Source organism: Flavobacterium sp. 22659, from assembly GCF_052044235.1.
In the GTDB taxonomy this organism is placed as follows: Bacteria; Bacteroidota; Bacteroidia; order Flavobacteriales; family Flavobacteriaceae; genus Flavobacterium; species Flavobacterium johnsoniae.
Genome location: NZ_JBQEMU010000022.1, coordinates 17,323 through 36,335 on the forward strand (window position 1 = coordinate 17,323; position 19,013 = coordinate 36,335).

Annotated in this window: 21 protein-coding genes and 1 tRNA gene; 11 read left to right on the forward strand and 11 right to left on the reverse strand. The window is 33.0% G+C overall.

From position 1 onward, the window contains the following. Position 1 precedes the first annotated feature (1 nt). The 9 genes from murG (at position 2) to ACTJIW_RS19135 (ending at position 9,380) form a co-directional block, all read left to right on the forward strand. Positions 2-1,087, forward strand: a complete 1,086-nt coding sequence (gene murG, locus ACTJIW_RS19095; protein WP_440714414.1) for an undecaprenyldiphospho-muramoylpentapeptide beta-N-acetylglucosaminyltransferase — start codon at positions 2-4, stop codon at positions 1,085-1,087. A 157-nt stretch (positions 1,088-1,244) separates the two neighbouring features. Beyond that, positions 1,245-2,594, forward strand: coding sequence for a UDP-N-acetylmuramate--L-alanine ligase (gene murC, locus ACTJIW_RS19100; RefSeq protein ID WP_440714413.1), 1,350 nt, complete (start codon positions 1,245-1,247; stop codon positions 2,592-2,594). Then, entirely contained in the window at positions 2,581-3,303 is a 723-nt protein-coding gene (locus ACTJIW_RS19105) for a cell division protein FtsQ/DivIB (RefSeq protein WP_440714412.1), read from the forward strand. Before murC ends, ACTJIW_RS19105 begins: the two co-directional genes overlap by 14 nt. Positions 3,304-3,309: 6 nt before the next feature. Continuing rightward, on the forward strand, positions 3,310-4,722 hold the full coding sequence (gene ftsA / locus ACTJIW_RS19110; protein WP_149208387.1) for a cell division protein FtsA: 1,413 nt from the start codon (positions 3,310-3,312) through the stop codon (positions 4,720-4,722). Between the two features lie 79 nt (positions 4,723-4,801). After that, positions 4,802-6,784 carry a cell division protein FtsZ gene (gene ftsZ / locus ACTJIW_RS19115; RefSeq protein ID WP_274252450.1) on the forward strand — a complete coding sequence of 661 codons (1,983 nt, stop codon included), beginning with the start codon at positions 4,802-4,804 and terminating at the stop codon, positions 6,782-6,784. A gap of 290 nt (positions 6,785-7,074) precedes the next feature. Beyond that, on the forward strand, positions 7,075-7,524 hold the full coding sequence (locus tag ACTJIW_RS19120) for a GatB/YqeY domain-containing protein (RefSeq protein ID WP_012023891.1): 450 nt from the start codon (positions 7,075-7,077) through the stop codon (positions 7,522-7,524). Positions 7,525-7,586: 62 nt separating this feature from the next. Then, positions 7,587-7,660: transfer RNA gene (locus tag ACTJIW_RS19125), tRNA-Arg, on the forward strand. Between the two features lie 213 nt (positions 7,661-7,873). Next, the gene (locus ACTJIW_RS19130) at positions 7,874-8,791 is read left to right on the forward strand and encodes a hypothetical protein (protein ID WP_440714411.1); all 918 of its coding nucleotides are present in this window, start codon (positions 7,874-7,876) and stop codon (positions 8,789-8,791) included. Positions 8,792-8,897: 106 nt separating this feature from the next. Continuing rightward, complete coding sequence (locus ACTJIW_RS19135) at positions 8,898-9,380, forward strand: WGR domain-containing protein (RefSeq protein WP_440714410.1); 483 nt, start codon at positions 8,898-8,900, stop codon at positions 9,378-9,380. A gap of 350 nt (positions 9,381-9,730) precedes the next feature. Here the strand turns inward: ACTJIW_RS19135 and ACTJIW_RS19140 are convergent, their stop codons facing one another. From ACTJIW_RS19140 to ACTJIW_RS19150, 3 genes are all read right to left on the reverse strand, one after another. After that, positions 9,731-10,711: a hypothetical protein gene (locus tag ACTJIW_RS19140; protein WP_440714409.1), complete on the reverse strand. Its 981-nt coding sequence runs from the start codon at positions 10,709-10,711 to the stop codon at positions 9,731-9,733. Positions 10,712-10,865: 154 nt separating this feature from the next. Next, positions 10,866-11,138, reverse strand: a complete 273-nt coding sequence (locus ACTJIW_RS19145) for a hypothetical protein (protein ID WP_440718472.1) — start codon at positions 11,136-11,138, stop codon at positions 10,866-10,868. Further along, positions 11,107-11,445 (reverse strand): hypothetical protein, encoded by a 339-nt coding sequence (locus ACTJIW_RS19150; RefSeq protein ID WP_440714408.1) that lies wholly within the window; start codon positions 11,443-11,445, stop codon positions 11,107-11,109. The genes ACTJIW_RS19145 and ACTJIW_RS19150 overlap by 32 nt, the downstream gene beginning before the upstream one ends. Before the next feature lie 508 nt (positions 11,446-11,953). Between ACTJIW_RS19150 and ACTJIW_RS19155 the strand changes: the two genes are divergently transcribed. Then, a complete protein-coding gene (locus tag ACTJIW_RS19155; protein WP_440714407.1) occupies positions 11,954-12,547 on the forward strand; it encodes a DMP19 family protein in 594 nt (197 codons plus the stop codon). Positions 12,548-12,656: 109 nt separating this feature from the next. On the opposite strand, the gene ACTJIW_RS19160 is transcribed toward ACTJIW_RS19155, so the two are convergent. The 4 genes from ACTJIW_RS19160 to ACTJIW_RS19175 form a co-directional block, all read right to left on the reverse strand. Further along, positions 12,657-13,859, reverse strand: a complete 1,203-nt coding sequence (locus ACTJIW_RS19160; RefSeq protein ID WP_440714406.1) for an outer membrane protein assembly factor BamB family protein — start codon at positions 13,857-13,859, stop codon at positions 12,657-12,659. 41 nt (positions 13,860-13,900) lie between these two features. Then, a complete protein-coding gene (locus ACTJIW_RS19165; RefSeq protein ID WP_121362184.1) occupies positions 13,901-14,095 on the reverse strand; it encodes a hypothetical protein in 195 nt (64 codons plus the stop codon). Positions 14,096-14,122: 27 nt separating this feature from the next. Next, positions 14,123-14,725: a dihydrofolate reductase family protein gene (locus ACTJIW_RS19170; RefSeq protein ID WP_440714405.1), complete on the reverse strand. Its 603-nt coding sequence runs from the start codon at positions 14,723-14,725 to the stop codon at positions 14,123-14,125. Positions 14,726-14,789: 64 nt separating this feature from the next. Next, positions 14,790-15,224, reverse strand: a complete 435-nt coding sequence (locus tag ACTJIW_RS19175) for a hypothetical protein (RefSeq protein ID WP_052295180.1) — start codon at positions 15,222-15,224, stop codon at positions 14,790-14,792. A gap of 62 nt (positions 15,225-15,286) precedes the next feature. On the opposite strand from ACTJIW_RS19175, the gene ACTJIW_RS19180 reads away from it, so the two are divergent. Next, positions 15,287-16,075, forward strand: coding sequence for a zinc-dependent peptidase (locus ACTJIW_RS19180; protein WP_073407768.1), 789 nt, complete (start codon positions 15,287-15,289; stop codon positions 16,073-16,075). Positions 16,076-16,134: 59 nt separating this feature from the next. On the opposite strand, the gene ACTJIW_RS19185 is transcribed toward ACTJIW_RS19180, so the two are convergent. From ACTJIW_RS19185 to ACTJIW_RS19200, 4 genes are all read right to left on the reverse strand, one after another. Further along, positions 16,135-17,010 (reverse strand): class I SAM-dependent methyltransferase, encoded by an 876-nt coding sequence (locus ACTJIW_RS19185; RefSeq protein WP_440714404.1) that lies wholly within the window; start codon positions 17,008-17,010, stop codon positions 16,135-16,137. Next, complete coding sequence (locus tag ACTJIW_RS19190) at positions 17,010-17,474, reverse strand: Mpo1 family 2-hydroxy fatty acid dioxygenase (RefSeq protein WP_149208382.1); 465 nt, start codon at positions 17,472-17,474, stop codon at positions 17,010-17,012. The genes ACTJIW_RS19185 and ACTJIW_RS19190 overlap by 1 nt, the downstream gene beginning before the upstream one ends. Positions 17,475-17,522: 48 nt before the next feature. Next, entirely contained in the window at positions 17,523-18,071 is a 549-nt protein-coding gene (locus ACTJIW_RS19195) for a DUF2199 domain-containing protein (protein WP_440714403.1), read from the reverse strand. 85 nt (positions 18,072-18,156) lie between these two features. Further along, positions 18,157-18,858 carry a gasdermin gene (locus ACTJIW_RS19200; protein ID WP_073407763.1) on the reverse strand — a complete coding sequence of 234 codons (702 nt, stop codon included), beginning with the start codon at positions 18,856-18,858 and terminating at the stop codon, positions 18,157-18,159. Between the last annotated feature and the right edge of the window lie 155 nt (positions 18,859-19,013).

A 19,013-nucleotide genomic window follows, 5' to 3' on the forward strand; every position in this document is an offset into this window, starting at 1 on the left:
CATGACAAAGTATAAATTCATACTAAGCGGAGGAGGAACAGGAGGTCATATTTATCCTGCGATTGCGATTGCAAACGAATTAAAATTGCAATTCCCGGATGCTGAATTTCTTTTTGTTGGTGCCAAAGACAAAATGGAAATGCAGAAAGTGCCTCAGGCAGGTTACGAAATAAAAGGTCTTTGGATTGCCGGATTACAGCGAAAACTGACTTTGCAAAATATGATGTTTCCTTTAAAACTGGCATCTAGTTTATTGGAATCAAAAAGAATTATTAAAAAATTCAAACCCAATGTGGTAATTGGTACGGGCGGTTTTGCCAGCGGACCATTATTGCAGGCGGCGGGTTCTGCAGGAATCCCGACAGTAGTTCAGGAGCAGAATTCTTTTCCCGGAATTACAAACAAATTGCTGAGTAAAAAAGCATATGCCATTTGTGTGGCTTATGAAAATTTAGAAAGATTTTTTCCAAAAGAAAAAATCGTTTTAACAGGGAATCCGGTTCGTCAGGATTTAATTGATATTGATACGAAACGTGACGAAGCGATTGCTTTTTACGGCTTAGATCCAAATAAAAAAACACTGTTGGTTTTAGGAGGAAGTTTAGGAGCAAGGAGAATCAATCAGTTAATTGAAAAAGAACTTCAAAATTTCCTTTCGCAGGACGTTCAGATTATCTGGCAGTGCGGAAAATTATATTTTGAGGATTACAAAAAATACAATCAGCAAAACGTAAAAGTAGTTGATTTTATAGAAAGAATGGATTTTGTGTACGCAGCTGCAGATGTCATTATTTCACGAGCAGGAGCATCATCAGTTTCAGAATTATGTATTGTTGGTAAACCGGTAATTTTTATTCCGTCTCCTAATGTAGCTGAGGATCACCAAACTAAAAATGCTCAGGCAATTGTAGAAGCAAAAGGTGCGATTTTGTTGAAAGAATCTGAGCTTGACAACGAGTTTAGCATTGTTTTTGAAGCGCTGCTGAAAGACGATGGAAAACAAAAACAACTGAGCGCAAACATTAAAAAACTGGCTCGCCCGGATGCAACAAAAGTAATTGTAGAACAAATTAAAAAGTTGTTATAATATAATATTTTATAAAAATTATACAACACAGAAAATAAATAAGAAGGCTATTTTAGGCAATTTAGGCTTGAAAAGACTTCAGAAAACGCAAAGGATTAATTGTTAGTTTCTTACAAAAAAGTAAGAAGCAGTCAAGTCGAAAAAAACATATTTTAAAATGAATTTAAATCAAATAGAAAACGTTTATTTTATAGGTATCGGAGGCATCGGAATGAGTGCTTTGGCCCGTTATTTCAAATACATCGGAAAAAAAGTTTCCGGTTATGATAAAACGCCTTCTATGCTTACAAGTGAATTGATTGAAAGCGGTATTGATATTCATTTTGAAGACAACATCAATTTAATCCCATCTGATTATTATGTAGAGAATACGCTGGTAATTTTTACGCCTGCGGTTCCAACCTCACATTCAGAATGGCATTATTTTATTGAAAGAAATTACCAAATTAAAAAACGAGCAGAGGTTTTAGGAATTATCACTAAGGATACTTTTAGTTTTGCAGTTGCCGGAACACACGGTAAAACCACAACATCTAGTATTTTAGGACATATTCTACACCAAAGCGGAGCAGATGTTACAGCTTTTGTGGGCGGTATTGTAGAAAATTACAATTCAAATTTAATTGGAACAGGAAAAACGGTAACCGTTGTAGAAGCAGATGAATTTGATCGTTCATTCCTTCATTTGCATCCTGATATTGCCTGCGTTACCTCAATGGATGCAGATCATTTGGATATTTATGGAACAAGTGATGCAATTCAGGCTTCGTTTATTGAATTTGCCTCGAAAGTAGAAGATAAAAGCAAACTGTTTATAACCAAAGAATTACCTCTTGAAGGCGTTCAATGTGCTATAAATGAAGATGCAGTATATAAAGCTTATAATGTTCGAATTGAAGATGGAAATTATGTTTTTGATGTGCAGACGCCGTCAGAAATTATGAAAGACCTTCGTTTTGGACTTCCGGGAAAACACAATTTAATGAATGGGTTAATGGCTATTGCGATGGCGAAAACGTATGGCACCCCGACCGACGCCATTGCAAAAGCTATTGCCTCATTTAATGGAATTAGAAGACGTTTTTCTTATCAAATTAAATCAGATAAGTTAGTTTATATAGATGATTATGCACATCATCCAACAGAAATAAATGCTGTTCATCAGGCAGTTAGAGAGCTATATCCGGGACGTAAAGTTCTGGCAGTTTTTCAGCCGCATTTGTTTAGCAGAACTAGAGATTTTGCCGACGGATTTGCCGAAAGCCTGTCTCAGTTTGATGAAGTGTTTTTGATGGATATTTATCCGGCACGCGAATTACCAATGGAAGGAATTACATCGCAATGGCTGCTGGGTAAAATGACAAACCCGAACAGAAAAATTGTTGTAAAAGAAGATTTATTAGCGGAAATCAAAGCCAGTGATGCGCCAATAATTGTAACAATTGGAGCTGGTGATATTGGTGAAATGGTACCATCAATTAAAAAAATGCTGAATGAAAATATTTAATTGGACAAATATTCGATTAGTACTCATTTTAGGGCTTGTTCTTTTTCTATATTCTTTCGCGCAGCACCGAAATGGAGATAGAAAATTGAAAAAATCTATGGTTGTTTTTGTAGGAGAAAATACGCTTTTTGTAAAGCCGGAAACGGTTAATAAATTGTTGATAGAAAATAAAAGAGACGCTTCCAGTATTAGAAAAGATGAAGTAGATTTGAATAAGATAGAGAAAACCCTTGATGCGCAAGACATGATTGAGAAGTCAAATGTTTTTGTAAGTATCGACGGCGTTCTAAAAGCGGTAGTAAAACAGAAGACACCAATAGCAAGAATCTATAATGGTGATCGCTCTTTTTATATTGACTATGAGGGAAATAAAATGCCCTTGTCAGATAATTTTACGGCGCGAGTTCCTCTTGTTTCTGGGGCAATAAATGAAAAAAATAACGAAGATTTAGCTGCTTTATTTCGCACAATTTACGACGATGCGTTTTTGAAAAAAAACATCATTGCAATACAAATTATGCCTAATGGCAGCCTAAAAATGTTTAACCGAAACTATGATTACGTCATAGATTTTGGTCGTACAATGAATGTTGATAGAAAATTTAGAAACTATAAAGCCTTTTTTCAAAAGGCTGTTTTAGATAGTACGTTATACAAATACAATAAAATTGACCTTAGGTTTACGGAACAAGTAGTTTGCACAAAATAATAGAAGATGGAAAAAGATAACATTGCAGTAGGTCTAGATATTGGAACGACAAAGATAGTTGCCATGATAGGCAAGAAAAATGAGTATGGTAAATTGGAAATTTTGGGTATTGGAAAATCCAAAAGTCTTGGTGTTGCACGTGGTGTGGTAAACAACATTACGCAGACTATTCAATCTATTCAGCAGGCAATACTTGAAGCAGAAAACAATTCAGGTTATAAAATAAAAGATGTAGTTGTGGGTATCGCCGGACAGCACATCAGAAGTATTCAGCATACAGATTACATCAGCCGTAATAATCCGGAAGAAGTAATTGGCGAAAAAGATATTCAGCTTTTAATCGATCAGGTAAATAAACTGGCTATGTTACCGGGAGAAGAAATTATTCACGTTCTGCCGCAGGAATTTAAGATCGATGGACAATCTGAAATCAAAGAACCAATTGGAATGTACGGCGGAAGATTAGAATCTAGTTTTCACGTTGTAGTAGGGCAGGCTTCTTCAATCAGAAACGTTGGAAGATGTATTCAGAGTTCAGGAATCGAATTATCTGGATTAACATTAGAACCATTAGCTTCTGCAGATGCTGTTTTAAGTCAGGAAGAAAAAGAAGCGGGAGTTGCGCTTATCGATATCGGAGGCGGAACAACCGATTTAGCCATTTTTAAAGACGGAATTATTCGTCATACAGCTGTAATTCCTTTTGGAGGAAATGTAATTACAGATGATATTAAAGAAGGCTGTTCGATTATCGAAAAACAAGCAGAGCTTTTAAAAATAAAATTCGGATCAGCATGGCCGGGAGAAAATAAAGACAACGAAATTGTTTCTATTCCTGGTTTAAGAGGCAGAGAACCAAAAGAGATTTCATTAAAAAATCTTTCAAAAATTATCCACGCCCGTGTGGTGGAAATCGTAGAACAGGTTTTTGCAGAAATCAAAGCTTACGGACATGAAGATCCCCGCAAAAAGTTAATTGCAGGAATTGTTCTTACTGGTGGTGGTGCACAATTAAAGCACATTAAACAATTAGTAGAATACATCACTGGTATGGATACCAGAATTGGATATCCAAACGAGCATTTAGCAGGAAACTCAAGCGAAGAAATCTCCAGCCCGTTATTTGCAACAGCAGTTGGTTTAGTAATGAACAGCATCGAAAACAGCACACAAAGTGCTATTAGAATGGAAGTTGTCAATGAACAGCCAAAAGTAGTTTACAGAACCGTTGAACCGCCTGTACAACAGCAGCGATACGAAGTTGAAGAAAACTACGTTGAAAAAGTAGAAGCTATGGAACAGGCAAGGGAAGTAAAAACAATAAAGGCCGGACCAGAATCTACAGAAACAAAAATCAGAAGATCATTTTTTGATAGATATGTCGACAAAATCAAGGATTTTTTAGACAACGCAGAATAATAAAAGAGAAGGATTACTTTCTTGCCCCAAGTCAAGAAGTAAAAAATGTACTAAATAAGAATTTCAAAAAACCAAAAAGATGATGAGCAACTCAGAATTTGGAAGTATTTCATTTGATTTACCAAAAAACCAATCAAATGTAATCAAAGTAATAGGTGTAGGTGGAGGAGGAAGCAATGCTATCAACCACATGTTTAAACAAGGTATTAAAGGTGTAGATTTTATAGTTTGTAATACCGATTCACAAGCACTGCAGAACAGTTCAGTACCTAACAAAATTCAGTTAGGAGTAAATTTAACAGAAGGTCTTGGAGCGGGAGCAAATCCTGACGTAGGACAGCAGTCTGCTATTGAAAGTATCGCCGACATTGAGAAAATGTTGGACCGCGGGACTAAAATGGTATTTATTACCGCTGGTATGGGTGGAGGAACCGGTACTGGAGCAGCTCCCGTTATCGCACAATTAGCAAAAGAAAGAGAAATCCTTACAGTGGGTATCGTGACAATTCCGTTTCAGTTTGAAGGGAAAGTACGTCAGGAGCAGGCACTTTTAGGAATCGAAAAATTACGCAAACAAGTTGACTCTTTAATTGTAATTAACAACAATAAATTAAGAGAAGTTTACGGTAATCTTGGTTTCAAAGCCGGATTTTCTAAAGCAGATGAAGTTTTGGCAACTGCCTCTAGAGGTATTGCCGAAGTAATTACGCACCACTATACTCAAAATATCGATTTACGCGATGCTAAAACAGTTTTGGCAAACAGCGGAACGGCTATTATGGGATCTGCTGTGGCAGAAGGAGAAAACAGAGCAAAAGATGCGATCGTATCTGCATTGGATTCACCATTATTAAATGACAATAAAATTACAGGAGCCAAAAACGTATTGTTGCTTATCGTTTCTGGGTCTAACGAGATAACGCTTGACGAAATCGGAGAAATCAACGATCACATTCAGGCAGAAGCAGGTTACAATGCCAATATCATCATGGGGGTTGGAGAAGACGAAAGCCTTGGTGAAGCTATTGCAGTAACTATTATTGCAACTGGTTTTGACGTTGAACAACAAAACGAGATTGTTAATACTGAGCCTAAAAAAATCATTCATACGTTAGAAGATGAGCAGAGAAGTGTTCATAATTTAACAAACAAACCGCTTACTTCATTTGATTTAAATGCAGAAACACCTACTGCAAAATCAGAGGAGAAGATTGTTTTTGAATTAATGGAAGATACGGTTGCTCCCGTACAAACTCCAGTTGCTCCGGTAACAACACCTACAATCAATCAGGAAGAATTGGTAGTGATGTCTGAGTTCATTAAAAACCTTGATGTAACTTTTGAAATTGTGTCGCCAATTACTGATATTGATTTTAAAATTTCGACTCCTGCTGCAGAACCGGTTCAGGAAGTAAAACCTGTACAGCAAAGAACTTTTGAAAGAGAAGAACAACAAACTACTTTTTCATTTGATTTACCGCTTTTCAAGTCAGAGCCTGAAATTAAAAGAGAACCAATTGCAGAACAAGACAATAAAATTGTTTTTGAACTGTCAAACGAAACTCGCAACATAAAAGTAAATGATCCGGTTTCATTTGTACCGGTAACGGAGCTTTCTGATAAAGGAATTATCAAATATTCGTTAGAAGAATATATGGAAGTTGAGAACGATTTACTAACTTCTAAACCAGTTGAAAAAGTGGTTGAAGATGTTGTTCCTGAAGAATTAAACATTACGTTGAAATCAAGAGCTGATTTTGCAAGCCAGCCAGATTTTACAACAACTTCAGAAGTTTCTCCAATGGAATTAACAATTGAAGAAACACTTCGTTTAAGAGCTGAAGAAAGAAGAAAGAAACTAAAAGAATTTAATTATAAATTCCACAATAACGTTTCAAGAATAGATGAGCTGGAAAAAGAACCAGCTTACAAAAGATTAGGAATCGATTTGTCGAATTCTCAATCAAACAATACAAATTCTAGAATTTCGGTTGGAACAGATAGTAACAACGATTTGCAATTGCGTTCAAATAATTCATTTTTGCACGACAACGTAGATTAATTTTACAATCTTAATATAAGGATAGCCCGAAAATTGGATTTAATTTTCGGGTTATTTTTTTTATCTTCGCACAGAATTTAGAAATTTGACTTTTAAATTAGTATTTTAAAGACAATATTGTCACCCTGAGCGAAGTCGAAGGGTTTCTTGTCGGAAAGGGCTTCGACAACGTTTATCCTGAGCAAAGCCGAATGGACTCAGCCTGACAACTAGAATATTATTTAAAATAAAAAATACCTGATTAATAATCAATTTATAAGCACAGCTTATTCAAATAAAAAAATATAAAGATGAGTTTACAAGCAAAAATCATGGACGAGATCAAAACGGCCATGAAAGCAAAAGATACAGTAGCATTAGAAGCATTAAGAGCAGTAAAATCTGAATTATTATTAGCTTCGACAGCTTCAGGATCTAAAGAAGATTTAAAAGAAGACGAAGAAATTAAATTACTTCAAAGATTAGTAAAAACTCGTAAAGAAAGCGCAAGAATCTTTACAGAGCAAAACCGTCCTGACTTAGCTGAACCAGAATTGGCTCAGGTAGCGGTAATCGAGAAGTTTTTACCGGCTCAGTTAAGCGAAGAAGAAGTAGAAGCTGTAATTGCAAAAATCATTGCAGAAACAGGCGCTTCTGGAATTGCTTCAATGGGTAAAGTTATGGGATTAGCATCTGCTCAATTAGGCGGAACTGCTGAAGGAAAAACCATTTCTACAATTGTAAAGAAGTTACTTTCGTAAATATAATTTATGATTTTATTCCGATAGCTATCGGGACTAAAATCATAAATCTAACATTAACTGACCTCGTAGTTCAACTGGATAGAATATCAGATTTCGGCTCTGAGGGTTGGGGGTTCGAACCCCTCCGGGGTCACTTTAAAAATTGAAAAGCCTGCAAAGTGAATATTTTGCAGGCTTTTTTATGGTTCGAAAATGATAGTCAAATTTTTTATTTTTTTGCAACGTCAATGTTTACGGCAGATTTTGGTTCGAACTCCGTCAAGGATCTAAAATTCTTGAGTAACTTTTTATTTGCATATTGAAAATAAAGTTATTAAGTTCACTTTGTCAAATAACTTTAAACATCTTGAAACAAGAAGTAATAAAAAATATATCGACGGAAAGCGGTGAAAATGAATTTCAAATCCGTCTGCTTAAAAATGAGGGAGTTGGACTTTTGACAACTAAAAATGAAGAAAACTATCTTATTCTTGACAGTTTAGACTTCTGGTATGACTTGATACAAAGCGAATATCCAAAAAAGAAAAAATGTAGTTGTAAAAGCGAATGGTTTAAGATTGCATTTAATTACATACCAAGACTCGGAACGGATGATTTTAGGGAAATACAAATTGTAACAACTTGCGTTCTTTGCAATAAAATTTCTAAACCAATTTCAATAGACATTGATTATTCTCCAACTGAAGAATTGATTGAAAATCCCATTACTTTTTGTCCGAAGCCAAAGTTAAAATATAAATTCCAAGAATTGACAAGTTATTGGTCGGGGGACGATTTAAAAAATCTTTTGCAGTTCATTTTCCAAGACCTAAATCTTAATGTTTATTGTTGGTTTTCACAACAACCAGAAAACAAAAGGAGATTTGAAAAAGTATCATTTGAAAAAGCTATACAAATTATCACAGTTAATCACAGATACCTAAATTTTTATTTTTCAGAAAAGGAATTAGAAACCTCGAAGTATATAAAGTTTACTGATAATAATGGCGTTTATTTAAAAGAAGGGATTTGGAGGAGAGATGAAATTATTCAATTAACTGCTCCCTACGTAATTATGGGATATGGACTTTTATATTACATAAATTTCTGTAATCAATATCTTGACAAAGGAAATGTAAAAGATAAGTCTACTCAATTTGAAGTAGTTACAATTCAGCTTAAAAATTGGCTTAAAGAAAAATTTGTAACCAAACGCGGCGCAAATTGCTTCGACGGAGAGAAAGCATATGAGAAACTTCTTGAAAAGAAAAATGCAAAAAGATAAAATAATTGCGTGCTACTCGTTGATAATATTAAAGTTGTCTGTAATATTGTCTGGTCTAATTTTTTTCGCTTGTAATACAAATAATAAAAATGAAACTTCAAATAGTATGATAAAACTTTATAAGAAAATTGATACACAATTACACTACTGGGAAACTTGGGAAAAAGATGAAAAAACAGCTATAGTACATTGGGGAATTGTAGGACAACGTGGACAAGATAAAGAAGTAACAAATGGACTATTTTATGATTTTCGTAAAGCTGTACAAAAAGAAATAAACTCAAAATTGAAAGAAGGGTATTCAGAGTTTGACAAAAACAATGTTGTTTTTTTAGAAATTGAATATGAAATTGACGGATTTGGAACAGATCAGGATTTAGATAAACGACACAGACTTGAGAATCTAATGGATGAAGTTTTAGGCTGGTCAGGACTTGGACATACAGATGGAGGAAGTATCGGAAGCGGAACAATGGAAGTTGGCTGTGTGGTAGTCGACTTTGATATTGCTAAAAAAGTTATTGAAGAAAAGTTAAAACATACTGAATTTGGTGATTATTCAAGAATATTCAAAATAGATGATGAATGATAATGAATAAAATTGTGAGGAGAGCAAGATCAACTTAAAAGTTGTAACCTAAAATCTTCAAATCTTCCATTAAATGGTTCGAATTCTGTACCGTCAAGGTCACTATAAAATTGAAAAGCCTGCAAAATATTTTTTTTGCAGGCTTTTTTATGGTTCGAAAATTTAGATGATTTTTGCTTTAGTTTTGAAAATGCCAATATTTAAAGAGAATTTTGGTTCGAAGCTCATCATGGATGGATCTTTTAAGTTTTACAATTCTCTTTTAGATTCTAAAGTTAAGGTTTAGCTCCTATTTTGAACTCTCTCTTAAGTTATCTCATCTAGTTTTTAGTTGTTAGCGGTAGTTATTTCTAGTTACTTACAAGTTCATCATTAGCAAAAGTTTGCTGTTTTTTGAGTTTTCCTTTTTCATCATACCATGAAAATGTACCATTACGTTTCCCCTCTTTAAAATCTCCCTGACTTTTAACTTTGCCATTCTCATAGTAACTAGTAACTAGTCCTTCTACTTTTCCAGAGATAAATTTCATGACACCTTTTTTGTTTCCATTGGAATACCATTGTAAAATATCTCCTTCTCGAACTCCGTTATTATAAAATTCCACTTGATCTTTCTGACCGTTTTCATACCAGTTTTCACGTTTACCATCAAGTTTATCATTGATCCAATTTGCTTTTTCTTTTAGATTTCCATTTTCGTGATATGTTTCACAAGTGCCATCTTGAATTCCATTTTTCCAATGAGAAATCTCTTTGATTTGACCGTTTTCAAACCAAATTTTTACTTCTCCATTTGTCTTTCCGTTAACATGATAATTAATGTCTGAGATTTGTCCGTTTTTATAATACCAGCGATTCCATCCAGTTCCATTTACAAGTTTTTTAGTCCATTCAATTTTACCATTGTCAAAATATTTAGTCCATTCGTTACCAATCTTATGATTTTCGATATTTCCTTTTTCTAGAATTTTACCGTTTTGAAGGTATGAAATATAAGGTCCGTTATTAATGTAATAATGAAGTAAAGTATCAGGTTTAACTATTTCATATTCTAAAAGATTATTATTGAGATCATAGTCATATATTGTGTCGATACGCTTACCATTTTTCAATTTGCCTTTTTGATAAATATTACCATTATTATAAAATGATGTAAAACTACCATCTTCTATTGTTGTTTTATCACCAACGGGAATCCAAGATGCTTCACCAGTCTTTGTGTCTATCCAATATACCCAATGTTCGTTTCTTTTTTCTTTGTCATTAATGTCTGCATTATTACAGCCATAAATTAGAATTGATATAAATATTATAAGTAGTTTTTTTGTCATATGGTTTCTTCTTAGGTACAATTACCGATAACGTCCTGATACTACAGCGGGTTTGGGATTAAATTAAGCTGACTCTCTGGATTTCCTAAATCATTTAAATATAAAACCATTTTCCATTAAATCAGTTGTAATAGCTATAGGTAGTAGTTTTTTCTTAGTATATAAAAGTTATTTTTGGCATTTTGTTTTCAAAGTCCAAAATTATTTTTTTATCTATTTTGTTACCATCTAATGTAATTGATTTTAGTCGCTTCATTCTAAGTAAATTACTAGGAAGGTTAGTCAATTCGTTTTCGTATAAATTTAACTCTTCCAAATTATTAAGTAATGAAATTTCATTTGGAAGTTCTTTTATATGATTAACACTTAAATGTATAGTTGTAAGTTTTTTACATTTAGAAAGCTTTAAAATTATACTTAAAATTATTCATTCCAATATTTAAAATTTGAAGGTTTTGCAGTTCTTCTAAATGATTTAGTGCTGTTAAATTGTTTACGGAAAGATTTAATTCTTTTAGATTAGGCAGTTTGAAGATTACTTCTGGGATTGTAGTCAGATCATTTTTTGATAAATCAACACGACAAACCAACTCTAGATTTTTGGGAAAGCTATCTAAATTTTTGTATATTTTTTCATTCTGTAATTCACTTAACAATATTTTTTCGTCTTGCTTTTTTTTACAAGAGGTGATTATAAGTAGAACTAAAAATAGTGTTGTTATTTGAATTTTCATAAAATTATTGCAAACCTTTACACATGTGACTTATTTACCTTAATGGTCTCCTCACAATGGACAAATATTATTGTTTTCTTGTTTTCAAAAATAGGATTTTTATTTCATCAATCATGAAAAGTGTTTTTATTAATTGAACACTTTTCTTGTAAATTTCGATGGCCTTGCTACTTTGACGAATTGAACGTAGCACAATTCAAACTAATAGTGATATTAAATTCAAACATCATTAAAATCTTTAAATCCTCTAAAAGATGGTTCGAATTCTGTACCGTCAAGGGCACATTTAAAATTAAAAAGCCTGCAAAATATTTTTTTTGCAGGCTTTTTTCATGCCTTGAAATTCACTTATAAACAACAAATAAACTACTTTGTATTATTATTGGAAATCTTAATAAAAAAACCGAAATTGAGCTGGAATTAAACTAAATAATAACCCCATCTGCTGAATATTGTTCTAATTTATCAAATTAAACAAAATATATCAATGAGACATACATTAATAATTATGGGATTTTTTACAACAATTTTAAGTTTCTTTGGATGTTCAGGACAAACAAAACAAGAAAGCGATGTGATGATTGTCACTGTAATGGAAGAAAAAAAATTTGAACCATCAAAAGACAAGCTTGTTAATATGCATTTGACTAAACAAACTATATACGGAACTGCGGATAAATATTTATTAGACGAAATTTTTGATCATCTTTATAGTCAGTGCTCAGTTGAGAATCAAAGAGAATATGATATTGTAATGTCATGGAATAAATCAAAACAAGCGGTTTATAAAGTTTGTTTATTAAAAGGAGAAGTAAATAATGGCGGTTATAATCAGTTTTACAACAATTCTGGTGTACAGTATTATAAAGATTTACCAGACGCTTTAAATCTTATTGGAGCTCACAAATTTGCAGACTTAACAAAACGCGCTAATGACACTTTTGAAAAAGAATACGAAAGAGTCACAAAGTATCAGGAAAAATTTGTGGATGACCCATTAGAGGAGTTTGATGATGAGTTTTTTGACTTGAATAAAACTAAAAATCTTGAAAAACTGCTTGTTGACTACATCAGAAAACATAAAAAAGAACTTGTTGATTAATTTTACTGAAGCTTAATCTCTAGAGATGCTGTTTTGAATATTATTGCGTGTTAATTTAAAAGTAAAATCTAAAAAGAAGGCTTCTCAATTAAAGAAGCCTTCTTTTTTATTATCGAATTATTTTTAGATAAGCAGTGTAAACATTGTCTTTAAGTGAAGTTCGCATATAATATACGTTTTCGTCTTTTTCTTTTAAATCAAACTGAATTAAACCGGCATCACAGTAATAGTAAAGTAAGTTATCATCATTGTCCGGGAACTCAATGTTTGAAACAGGCAGGGTTGTTAATTTTGCATCAAATGCTATTTCTCCATTATTTAAATCCAGCTCAAAAAGTTTCTTTTTACGAGTGTATCCCCAAATGTTTTCACTTTCTTTAAGAATGTATTCGATATTATCATCCTTAAAGTCTGTTTTCCAAAGCTGAGTTCCTGTTTTTGAATCAACAGCATATATAGAAGAAAACTGAGGCCCTTGTGCTGCTAAATATATTTTTTTGTCATGGCACAATATACGTTCTTTTGTATTGTATTGACTTTCATCTAATTTAAATTCCCATACAATATCAAGATTATTAGGATTTAATGCAAAAAGTACATTTTTTTCATTTGCAATAAACACATTTTCACCATCTGTTACAGGTTTTCCAGTCATGGCATCCTCAAAGCTTTTTTGGCTTAGTACTTTTCCTGTATCGGCTTCAAAACTATAAACAGTTGAACCGCTTTGAGTAAAAATTTTGTTATTAAAAACTAATGTCTGAATGTCGTTATTTGGAGTGTCTAGTTTGTAATTCCATGCCAGACTTCCGTCTTTTATGTTAAGAGCATAAAGATTACTGCTTCCGTTTTGATTTTGAGCAATGATAAAAAGTTTTCCATTGCTTATAGTTGGGGCCTGATCTTTTAGTATAATTTGATCTGTAATATTACCCAGTCTTGATTTCCAGAAAAACTCACCAGATTGATTGTCTACAGCAAAAATTTCACCATTAATAAACGGAACATATACAACACCATCCTGCAATGTAACTTTGTTGCCGCACATTTCAGTATTAGCATCTGAAGGTTTTACGGTCCAGTTAATTGTTTCGGTTTCTAAATCAAATGAAAAAAGTGCGCCGTCGTAATCATAAATAAGCATTGATTCGCCGTCTAATGGGATTTTTTTAACCGGTTTAAAAGCCTTGTTAACAACCATTTCAGCAACGGGAAGTTTATTGTTGACATTGTTAGTTTTACTGGCTGGCGCTTGTCCAAACATATTTACAGCAATAAATGCAAATAAAAATGGTACTAGTGTTTTTTTCATTTTTGAAATTTTGATTTGGGTGATTTTTTTAAGCAGGTATTTTATTTCTGTGTTTTCTTTCTGAAATTTTTAATTAAAACAAAAACCGAAAAAACAAAAACAATTAAATACACAATTGCCAGGGCAGGTTTTTCAAATTTTAAAGTTTCAAAGTCAATTTGTTTGTACAATGCTGCACCTACAATGATGGCTACAATACTAAACGTAAATACTGGCACATTATTTTTGTTTTCCATGTTTTGATGTTTTTGATTTATAATTGGTTATTTAATAGTTTTTCCTGCATTTCCCGTTTTTACTTCTCCGGCGCGTTTGTAACTGGCTAAAATTACTCCGGTCGAAGTAACAGTATTTTCGATAAATTCAAATCCTGACGGATGTGCATTATCGTCAAATAGTTTTTTTCCTCTGCCAAGCAGTAATGGATGAATTTTTAATCTAATTTCATCTACTAAATCATTTTTGAGCAGTAAATGAATCAGTTCGCTGCTTCCCCAAACCTGAATATCTAAACCTTCTGTCTCTTTTAGTTTTTTTATTTCTGCCAGATTTTTGATAAAGATAGAGTTTTTCCAATCTGATTTTTTTCTGGTTTTAGAAAGAACATATTTATTGCCTTCATTAATGCCAGGCCAAAATGCTGCGTTTTTCGGCCAGTAATCTTCCCAAATTTCAAAAGTCTTTCTGCCCAAAAGATAATCTGCTGGTTTTAGCTCATTTTTTACAGCACTGCTATAAGCTTCGTCTCCATAAGGCGCAGTCCATCCTCCATATTTAAATCCGTCTGATTTATCTTCTTTTGGTCCGCCCGGAGCCTGCATTACACCATCCAGCGAAATCATCGACAAAACAATTATTTTTCTCATAATATATTGATTTTGTGTTTATGTAAATTTAATAAACTTATATTATTGAGAGATAAATAAAATTTTATTCAATAACCAGTTTTATATATTTATTTCCGTCTTCATCAATATCTTCGGCATTGTAAGCACGTTTTCCAATAAGATTTTGAACGGCTTTTTGAGCATCTTCTAAATCACCGCCTAATTCAAGTGTAACAATTCTTGAAGTATTAAAAGCATCTTCATCAACAAAATCTGAAACATGCAGATAGAATTCGTCCAGAATATCTTCTAGCGGATATTGTGAATCTTCGTTTTCTTCTAACTCATATGTTACGGCAAAAACATATAAATCTCCATCTTGTTTGTCAAAATAGATTCCGTTTTCGATTAATTCATAATTAGGCGTATTGTATTTTGGTAATTCAATCTGGCTGATATTCTTCATAATAAGGTAAATATGATTTAAGAAGCTGGTTTTAAGATTATCAAGCGAATATAAAGAAATATTTAATTTCAATTTTATATTTTAGCAAAACAGAGATCAATAAAGCTTTCTGTTTTTTTAATTGAATTAAAACTATGCTTTTTCTCTTTTTAGGTGGAATTTTATTTGGTTTAATAATAGTGTTCAGAATTATTGAACCAACTTATTTACTGCTTTTTAATAAACCGTTGTTTATATTTTGGCATCCTATTTTGAATAAAATGAATGGCGCCGATAAAACAATTTTACGCCGTGAATTTCCATTTTACCTCAATCTTTCAGATAAAAAGAAAGGTTATTTTGAACATAGGGTAAAGTGTTTTATTGATCATTATAATTTTGACGGAAAAGATATTGAAGTTACACAGGAAATGAAACTCATCATTGCCGGTACTTATGTAATGCTGACTTTTGGAATGCGAACCTATCTCATTCACTTATTTGAGAATATTGTCATTTATCCTTCTGTATATTACTCAACCATTAATGATGCATATCATAAAGGAGAATATAACCCGAGAATGAAAACCATTGTTTTTTCGTGGGAAGATTTCCTGAGCGGACATCAGACAAAAGATAATATTAATCTTGGACTTCATGAATTTACGCATGTTCTGCATTTTCATTCCAGAAAAAGAGCAGATCCTAATGCGATAATATTCTATGATGAATTTACCGAAATAGAAAAGTATTTTGATAAGGAAGACTTAACAAATAGGCTTAAGGAAAAACAATATTTTAGAGATTATGCATATACGAACAAGTTTGAATTTCTTGCCGTAATTCTGGAGCATTTTTTTGAAACTCCGGAAATCTTTAAGAAAGAATTCCCGGAGCTGTTTGAAAATGTAAAAACCATGATTAATTTTAAAGAAGAGGTTTAAAATTTTAGTTTACCATGTCTAAAGTCAGAGAAGTATCGCTGCTGTATTACTAAATTGACTTAAACCTTTTTTACTGCAAAAGCAGTTCTGTAAAACTCATATCCTTTTTCAGCACGATCAGGAAGAAATTTTTGTCGGTATTCATCGGCTCCTAAATCTTCCAGAAGCTGAATATTAAACTGATTTAAATACTCTGGCAGCTCATTTGGCATAAAACCAAAAGTCCAGTGCTCTTCTAGTTTTTCCAGATCTTTTAAAAGTTTTTCTCCGCCTAAAAATAATTCAGGATTTTTGAGTATTTCTTTATGCACATAAGTAAATATGACGTAACTGTTTTGGGTAAATTTAGAAATGAAAGAAAAGGTGCTTTTTACGGCTTCTTCTGTTAAATAATTCGTTACACCTTCCCATATCACGGCTGTAGGTTTAGAAAAATCTAAGTTGTTTTCTGCTGCAAGCTGGTCTAGGTTTTGCTTGTTAAAATCGATTTGAAGAAAAGTGACATTTTCTGGAATCCTGCCTATTCGTTTTTTATAAATTTCGGCTTTAAAATTAGATGTATTGGGGTGGTCAATTTCTATTACAGGAATTGATTTTAAAAAGTCAAGGCGCACCGCTCTGGTATCAAATCCGGCTCCTAAAATTATAACTTGCTCCACGCCGTTTGAAACTGCAGTTCTAAGCAATTCGTCAATATATTTTGTTCTGGCAATTCCAGAAGATAAAGCGCCCGGGATTTTTTTATTAATTGTATGGTTGATGTATTTTGAGAAAACAGAATATTGAGACAAACGAACAGCGAGCCTTAATTTAGAATCTACAAAATGTATGGCATAAGGATCAGAAAATAATCTGTCCTTTTGATTGCGTTTAGTTTCCAGCGCTCTAAAAAAAGACATGTATTGAGCTGTTCTGCTGGTTTTTTGAGCTTTCATTATTTTCTGGAGAATAAATTTTCGACAACCCAAGCCGGACCAATCAATAAAAACTGAAGATCTTTTAAAAAAGATGGTTTTTTGCCTTCGATATTATGACCGTAAAACTGCCCAATCCAGGCAATTACAAAAACGCCAATCGAGAATGCCCATAAAGGAAAAATCTGCCCGATATAATAATTAACAACAAGACAAATTCCTGAAAACAGAGCAATTTTTACTGCCATTGCAATCGATAATCGAATGTAGAAAATAAGCACAAAAAGCAAAACTACAAAAGCCCAGTTTTCGATAATTGGCGCATTTAGTTTTAAAGTATTGGCAATAATACCACTCGGAATACTCATTAGTAAACCTACTATAGAAAAGTAAATTGCCGGAACGCAAATGTAATGTATCGCTTTGTTTTTTGGATTTTGATGACTTACGGCATACTCGGCAAACCATTGGTCTAATGTTCTCATTGTTTTGGTTTTATAAGGTTAGTTACCGTAAATCTAGTAAAATTTCTTTTAGCTTTTACCGTGCTGTATTTTCATTATTTCATTTACAATAGCTGTGGCTTTTTCAAAAGTAATTCCTTTTTCCTGATCCAGAGTTAAAGGATGGTTTTCTTCAATCATTTTTATTTCAGGAATCAATCCCAGTTCTTGTTCTATGGCAATTGTTTTAAGAGAAATAGTTTTGCCGTATGTAGGAACATCAGTCTGCATCCAGCCAAAATACGGTTCCTGGTTTATACGGTTTGGGTCTTCCCACAAATCCATTCTCAGGCAAAAGTTATCTTCGCTTATTGTGGTCCATACATTAAAAACCAAATCCTCATGATAATCAATTATCGGAATGGTTAATCTTCCGCGGTGAAAAAAATGTTCTTCATCTACATAACACCAGCTGCCGCCGTATTCAATTCGCTGTTCTCTTTCGTCGGGCGGAACAGCATAATAATAGGCAGGATATTCATTACCGAAACATAAAGGCACTTCGTCGAAAATTTCGCCGCAGCAAGAACATGTGTAGCCTGAATTTGTTTCGTTTGGAGAAGAATTGGATAGTTTCAAAAGATATTTTTTTGTGATTTATAAATTTTAAAAAGTACAGAAGCTTTCGTTTTCTGTACTTTTTAATTAAAATGCTTTTTAAAAATTAAAATATATCGCTGGTGTCAGTTACTAATTTTAGCTTTTTAAATCGGCTTTTATCGAAGTCTATTCGGCTGGCTTTAACCGCTATTGGAAAAAGGGTATCAGTATTTGAAACCATTTTGAGCTGTTTTTGCGCGTTAATCGAAAAATCGGCTTTACCGCTGGCAATTTCGTTTAAGCTGGCAGTTAAATTGGTGTCTAAAGCAAAATCAGTTTCGATATCGACAATTACATTTTTTGCGAAAACAATACCGCTTATTACGAGAATATAATTTCTGTTGGCATTTTTTAGAAGAGAAGGATTTGGATGCAGAAAATCAGCTCCGTACATGTAATCTTCGAGGTTTCCAATTGCGTATTCTCTAGTAACCGAATTGTCATAACTTATGGTTACTTTTTTTCCGGATTTAATTTTTGATGATAATTCAAAATTTCCAAGGCCCAAAGTTTCCATGATCTGCTGAAGAAGTGTTATACCAATATTGAATCCGTAATCATCTTTGTGAGTGGAATTAATATTTAATGCCGGATTTTCAATTTCATTTAATATAATACTGCTTTTAAAAGCATGTTCAATATGGGCATAATAAAGCTGTGCTTCATCAAAAGGCTTTTTGAGCCATAATTGTAAGGGTTTGTGGTTTCTAACGGGGCCCTGAATTATATCATAGCCCTGGTCGCTTAAAAAATTGGTAAGTTTCATTTTTTGGGGTCTTTAAAGTTATCAGGCTCGTTGATTAGTAAGCCCGCTGCAGTTTTAAATAATTTAAAAACGGCAATTGTTCTTACAAAATTACGGATTGCTTATGAAGTTTCCTTCCAAAAAATGTATTATTATTGGTTCTTAAAAATCAATAA

Coding starts and splice junctions, on each gene's coding strand:
- murG (WP_440714414.1), top strand. CDS start 2: ATGACAAAGTATAAATTCATACTAAGCGGAGGAGGAACAGGAGGTCAT.
- murC (WP_440714413.1), top strand. CDS start 1,245: ATGAATTTAAATCAAATAGAAAACGTTTATTTTATAGGTATCGGAGGC.
- ACTJIW_RS19105 (WP_440714412.1), top strand. CDS start 2,581: ATGAAAATATTTAATTGGACAAATATTCGATTAGTACTCATTTTAGGG.
- ftsA (WP_149208387.1), top strand. CDS start 3,310: ATGGAAAAAGATAACATTGCAGTAGGTCTAGATATTGGAACGACAAAG.
- ftsZ (WP_274252450.1), top strand. CDS start 4,802: ATGATGAGCAACTCAGAATTTGGAAGTATTTCATTTGATTTACCAAAA.
- ACTJIW_RS19120 (WP_012023891.1), top strand. CDS start 7,075: ATGAGTTTACAAGCAAAAATCATGGACGAGATCAAAACGGCCATGAAA.
- ACTJIW_RS19135 (WP_440714410.1), top strand. CDS start 8,898: ATGATAAAACTTTATAAGAAAATTGATACACAATTACACTACTGGGAA.
- ACTJIW_RS19140 (WP_440714409.1), bottom strand. CDS start 10,711: ATGACAAAAAAACTACTTATAATATTTATATCAATTCTAATTTATGGC.
- ACTJIW_RS19150 (WP_440714408.1), bottom strand. CDS start 11,445: ATGAAAATTCAAATAACAACACTATTTTTAGTTCTACTTATAATCACC.
- ACTJIW_RS19155 (WP_440714407.1), top strand. CDS start 11,954: ATGGGATTTTTTACAACAATTTTAAGTTTCTTTGGATGTTCAGGACAA.
- ACTJIW_RS19160 (WP_440714406.1), bottom strand. CDS start 13,859: ATGAAAAAAACACTAGTACCATTTTTATTTGCATTTATTGCTGTAAAT.
- ACTJIW_RS19165 (WP_121362184.1), bottom strand. CDS start 14,095: ATGGAAAACAAAAATAATGTGCCAGTATTTACGTTTAGTATTGTAGCC.
- ACTJIW_RS19170 (WP_440714405.1), bottom strand. CDS start 14,725: ATGAGAAAAATAATTGTTTTGTCGATGATTTCGCTGGATGGTGTAATG.
- ACTJIW_RS19180 (WP_073407768.1), top strand. CDS start 15,287: ATGCTTTTTCTCTTTTTAGGTGGAATTTTATTTGGTTTAATAATAGTG.
- ACTJIW_RS19185 (WP_440714404.1), bottom strand. CDS start 17,010: ATGAAAGCTCAAAAAACCAGCAGAACAGCTCAATACATGTCTTTTTTT.
- ACTJIW_RS19190 (WP_149208382.1), bottom strand. CDS start 17,474: ATGAGAACATTAGACCAATGGTTTGCCGAGTATGCCGTAAGTCATCAA.
- ACTJIW_RS19200 (WP_073407763.1), bottom strand. CDS start 18,858: ATGAAACTTACCAATTTTTTAAGCGACCAGGGCTATGATATAATTCAG.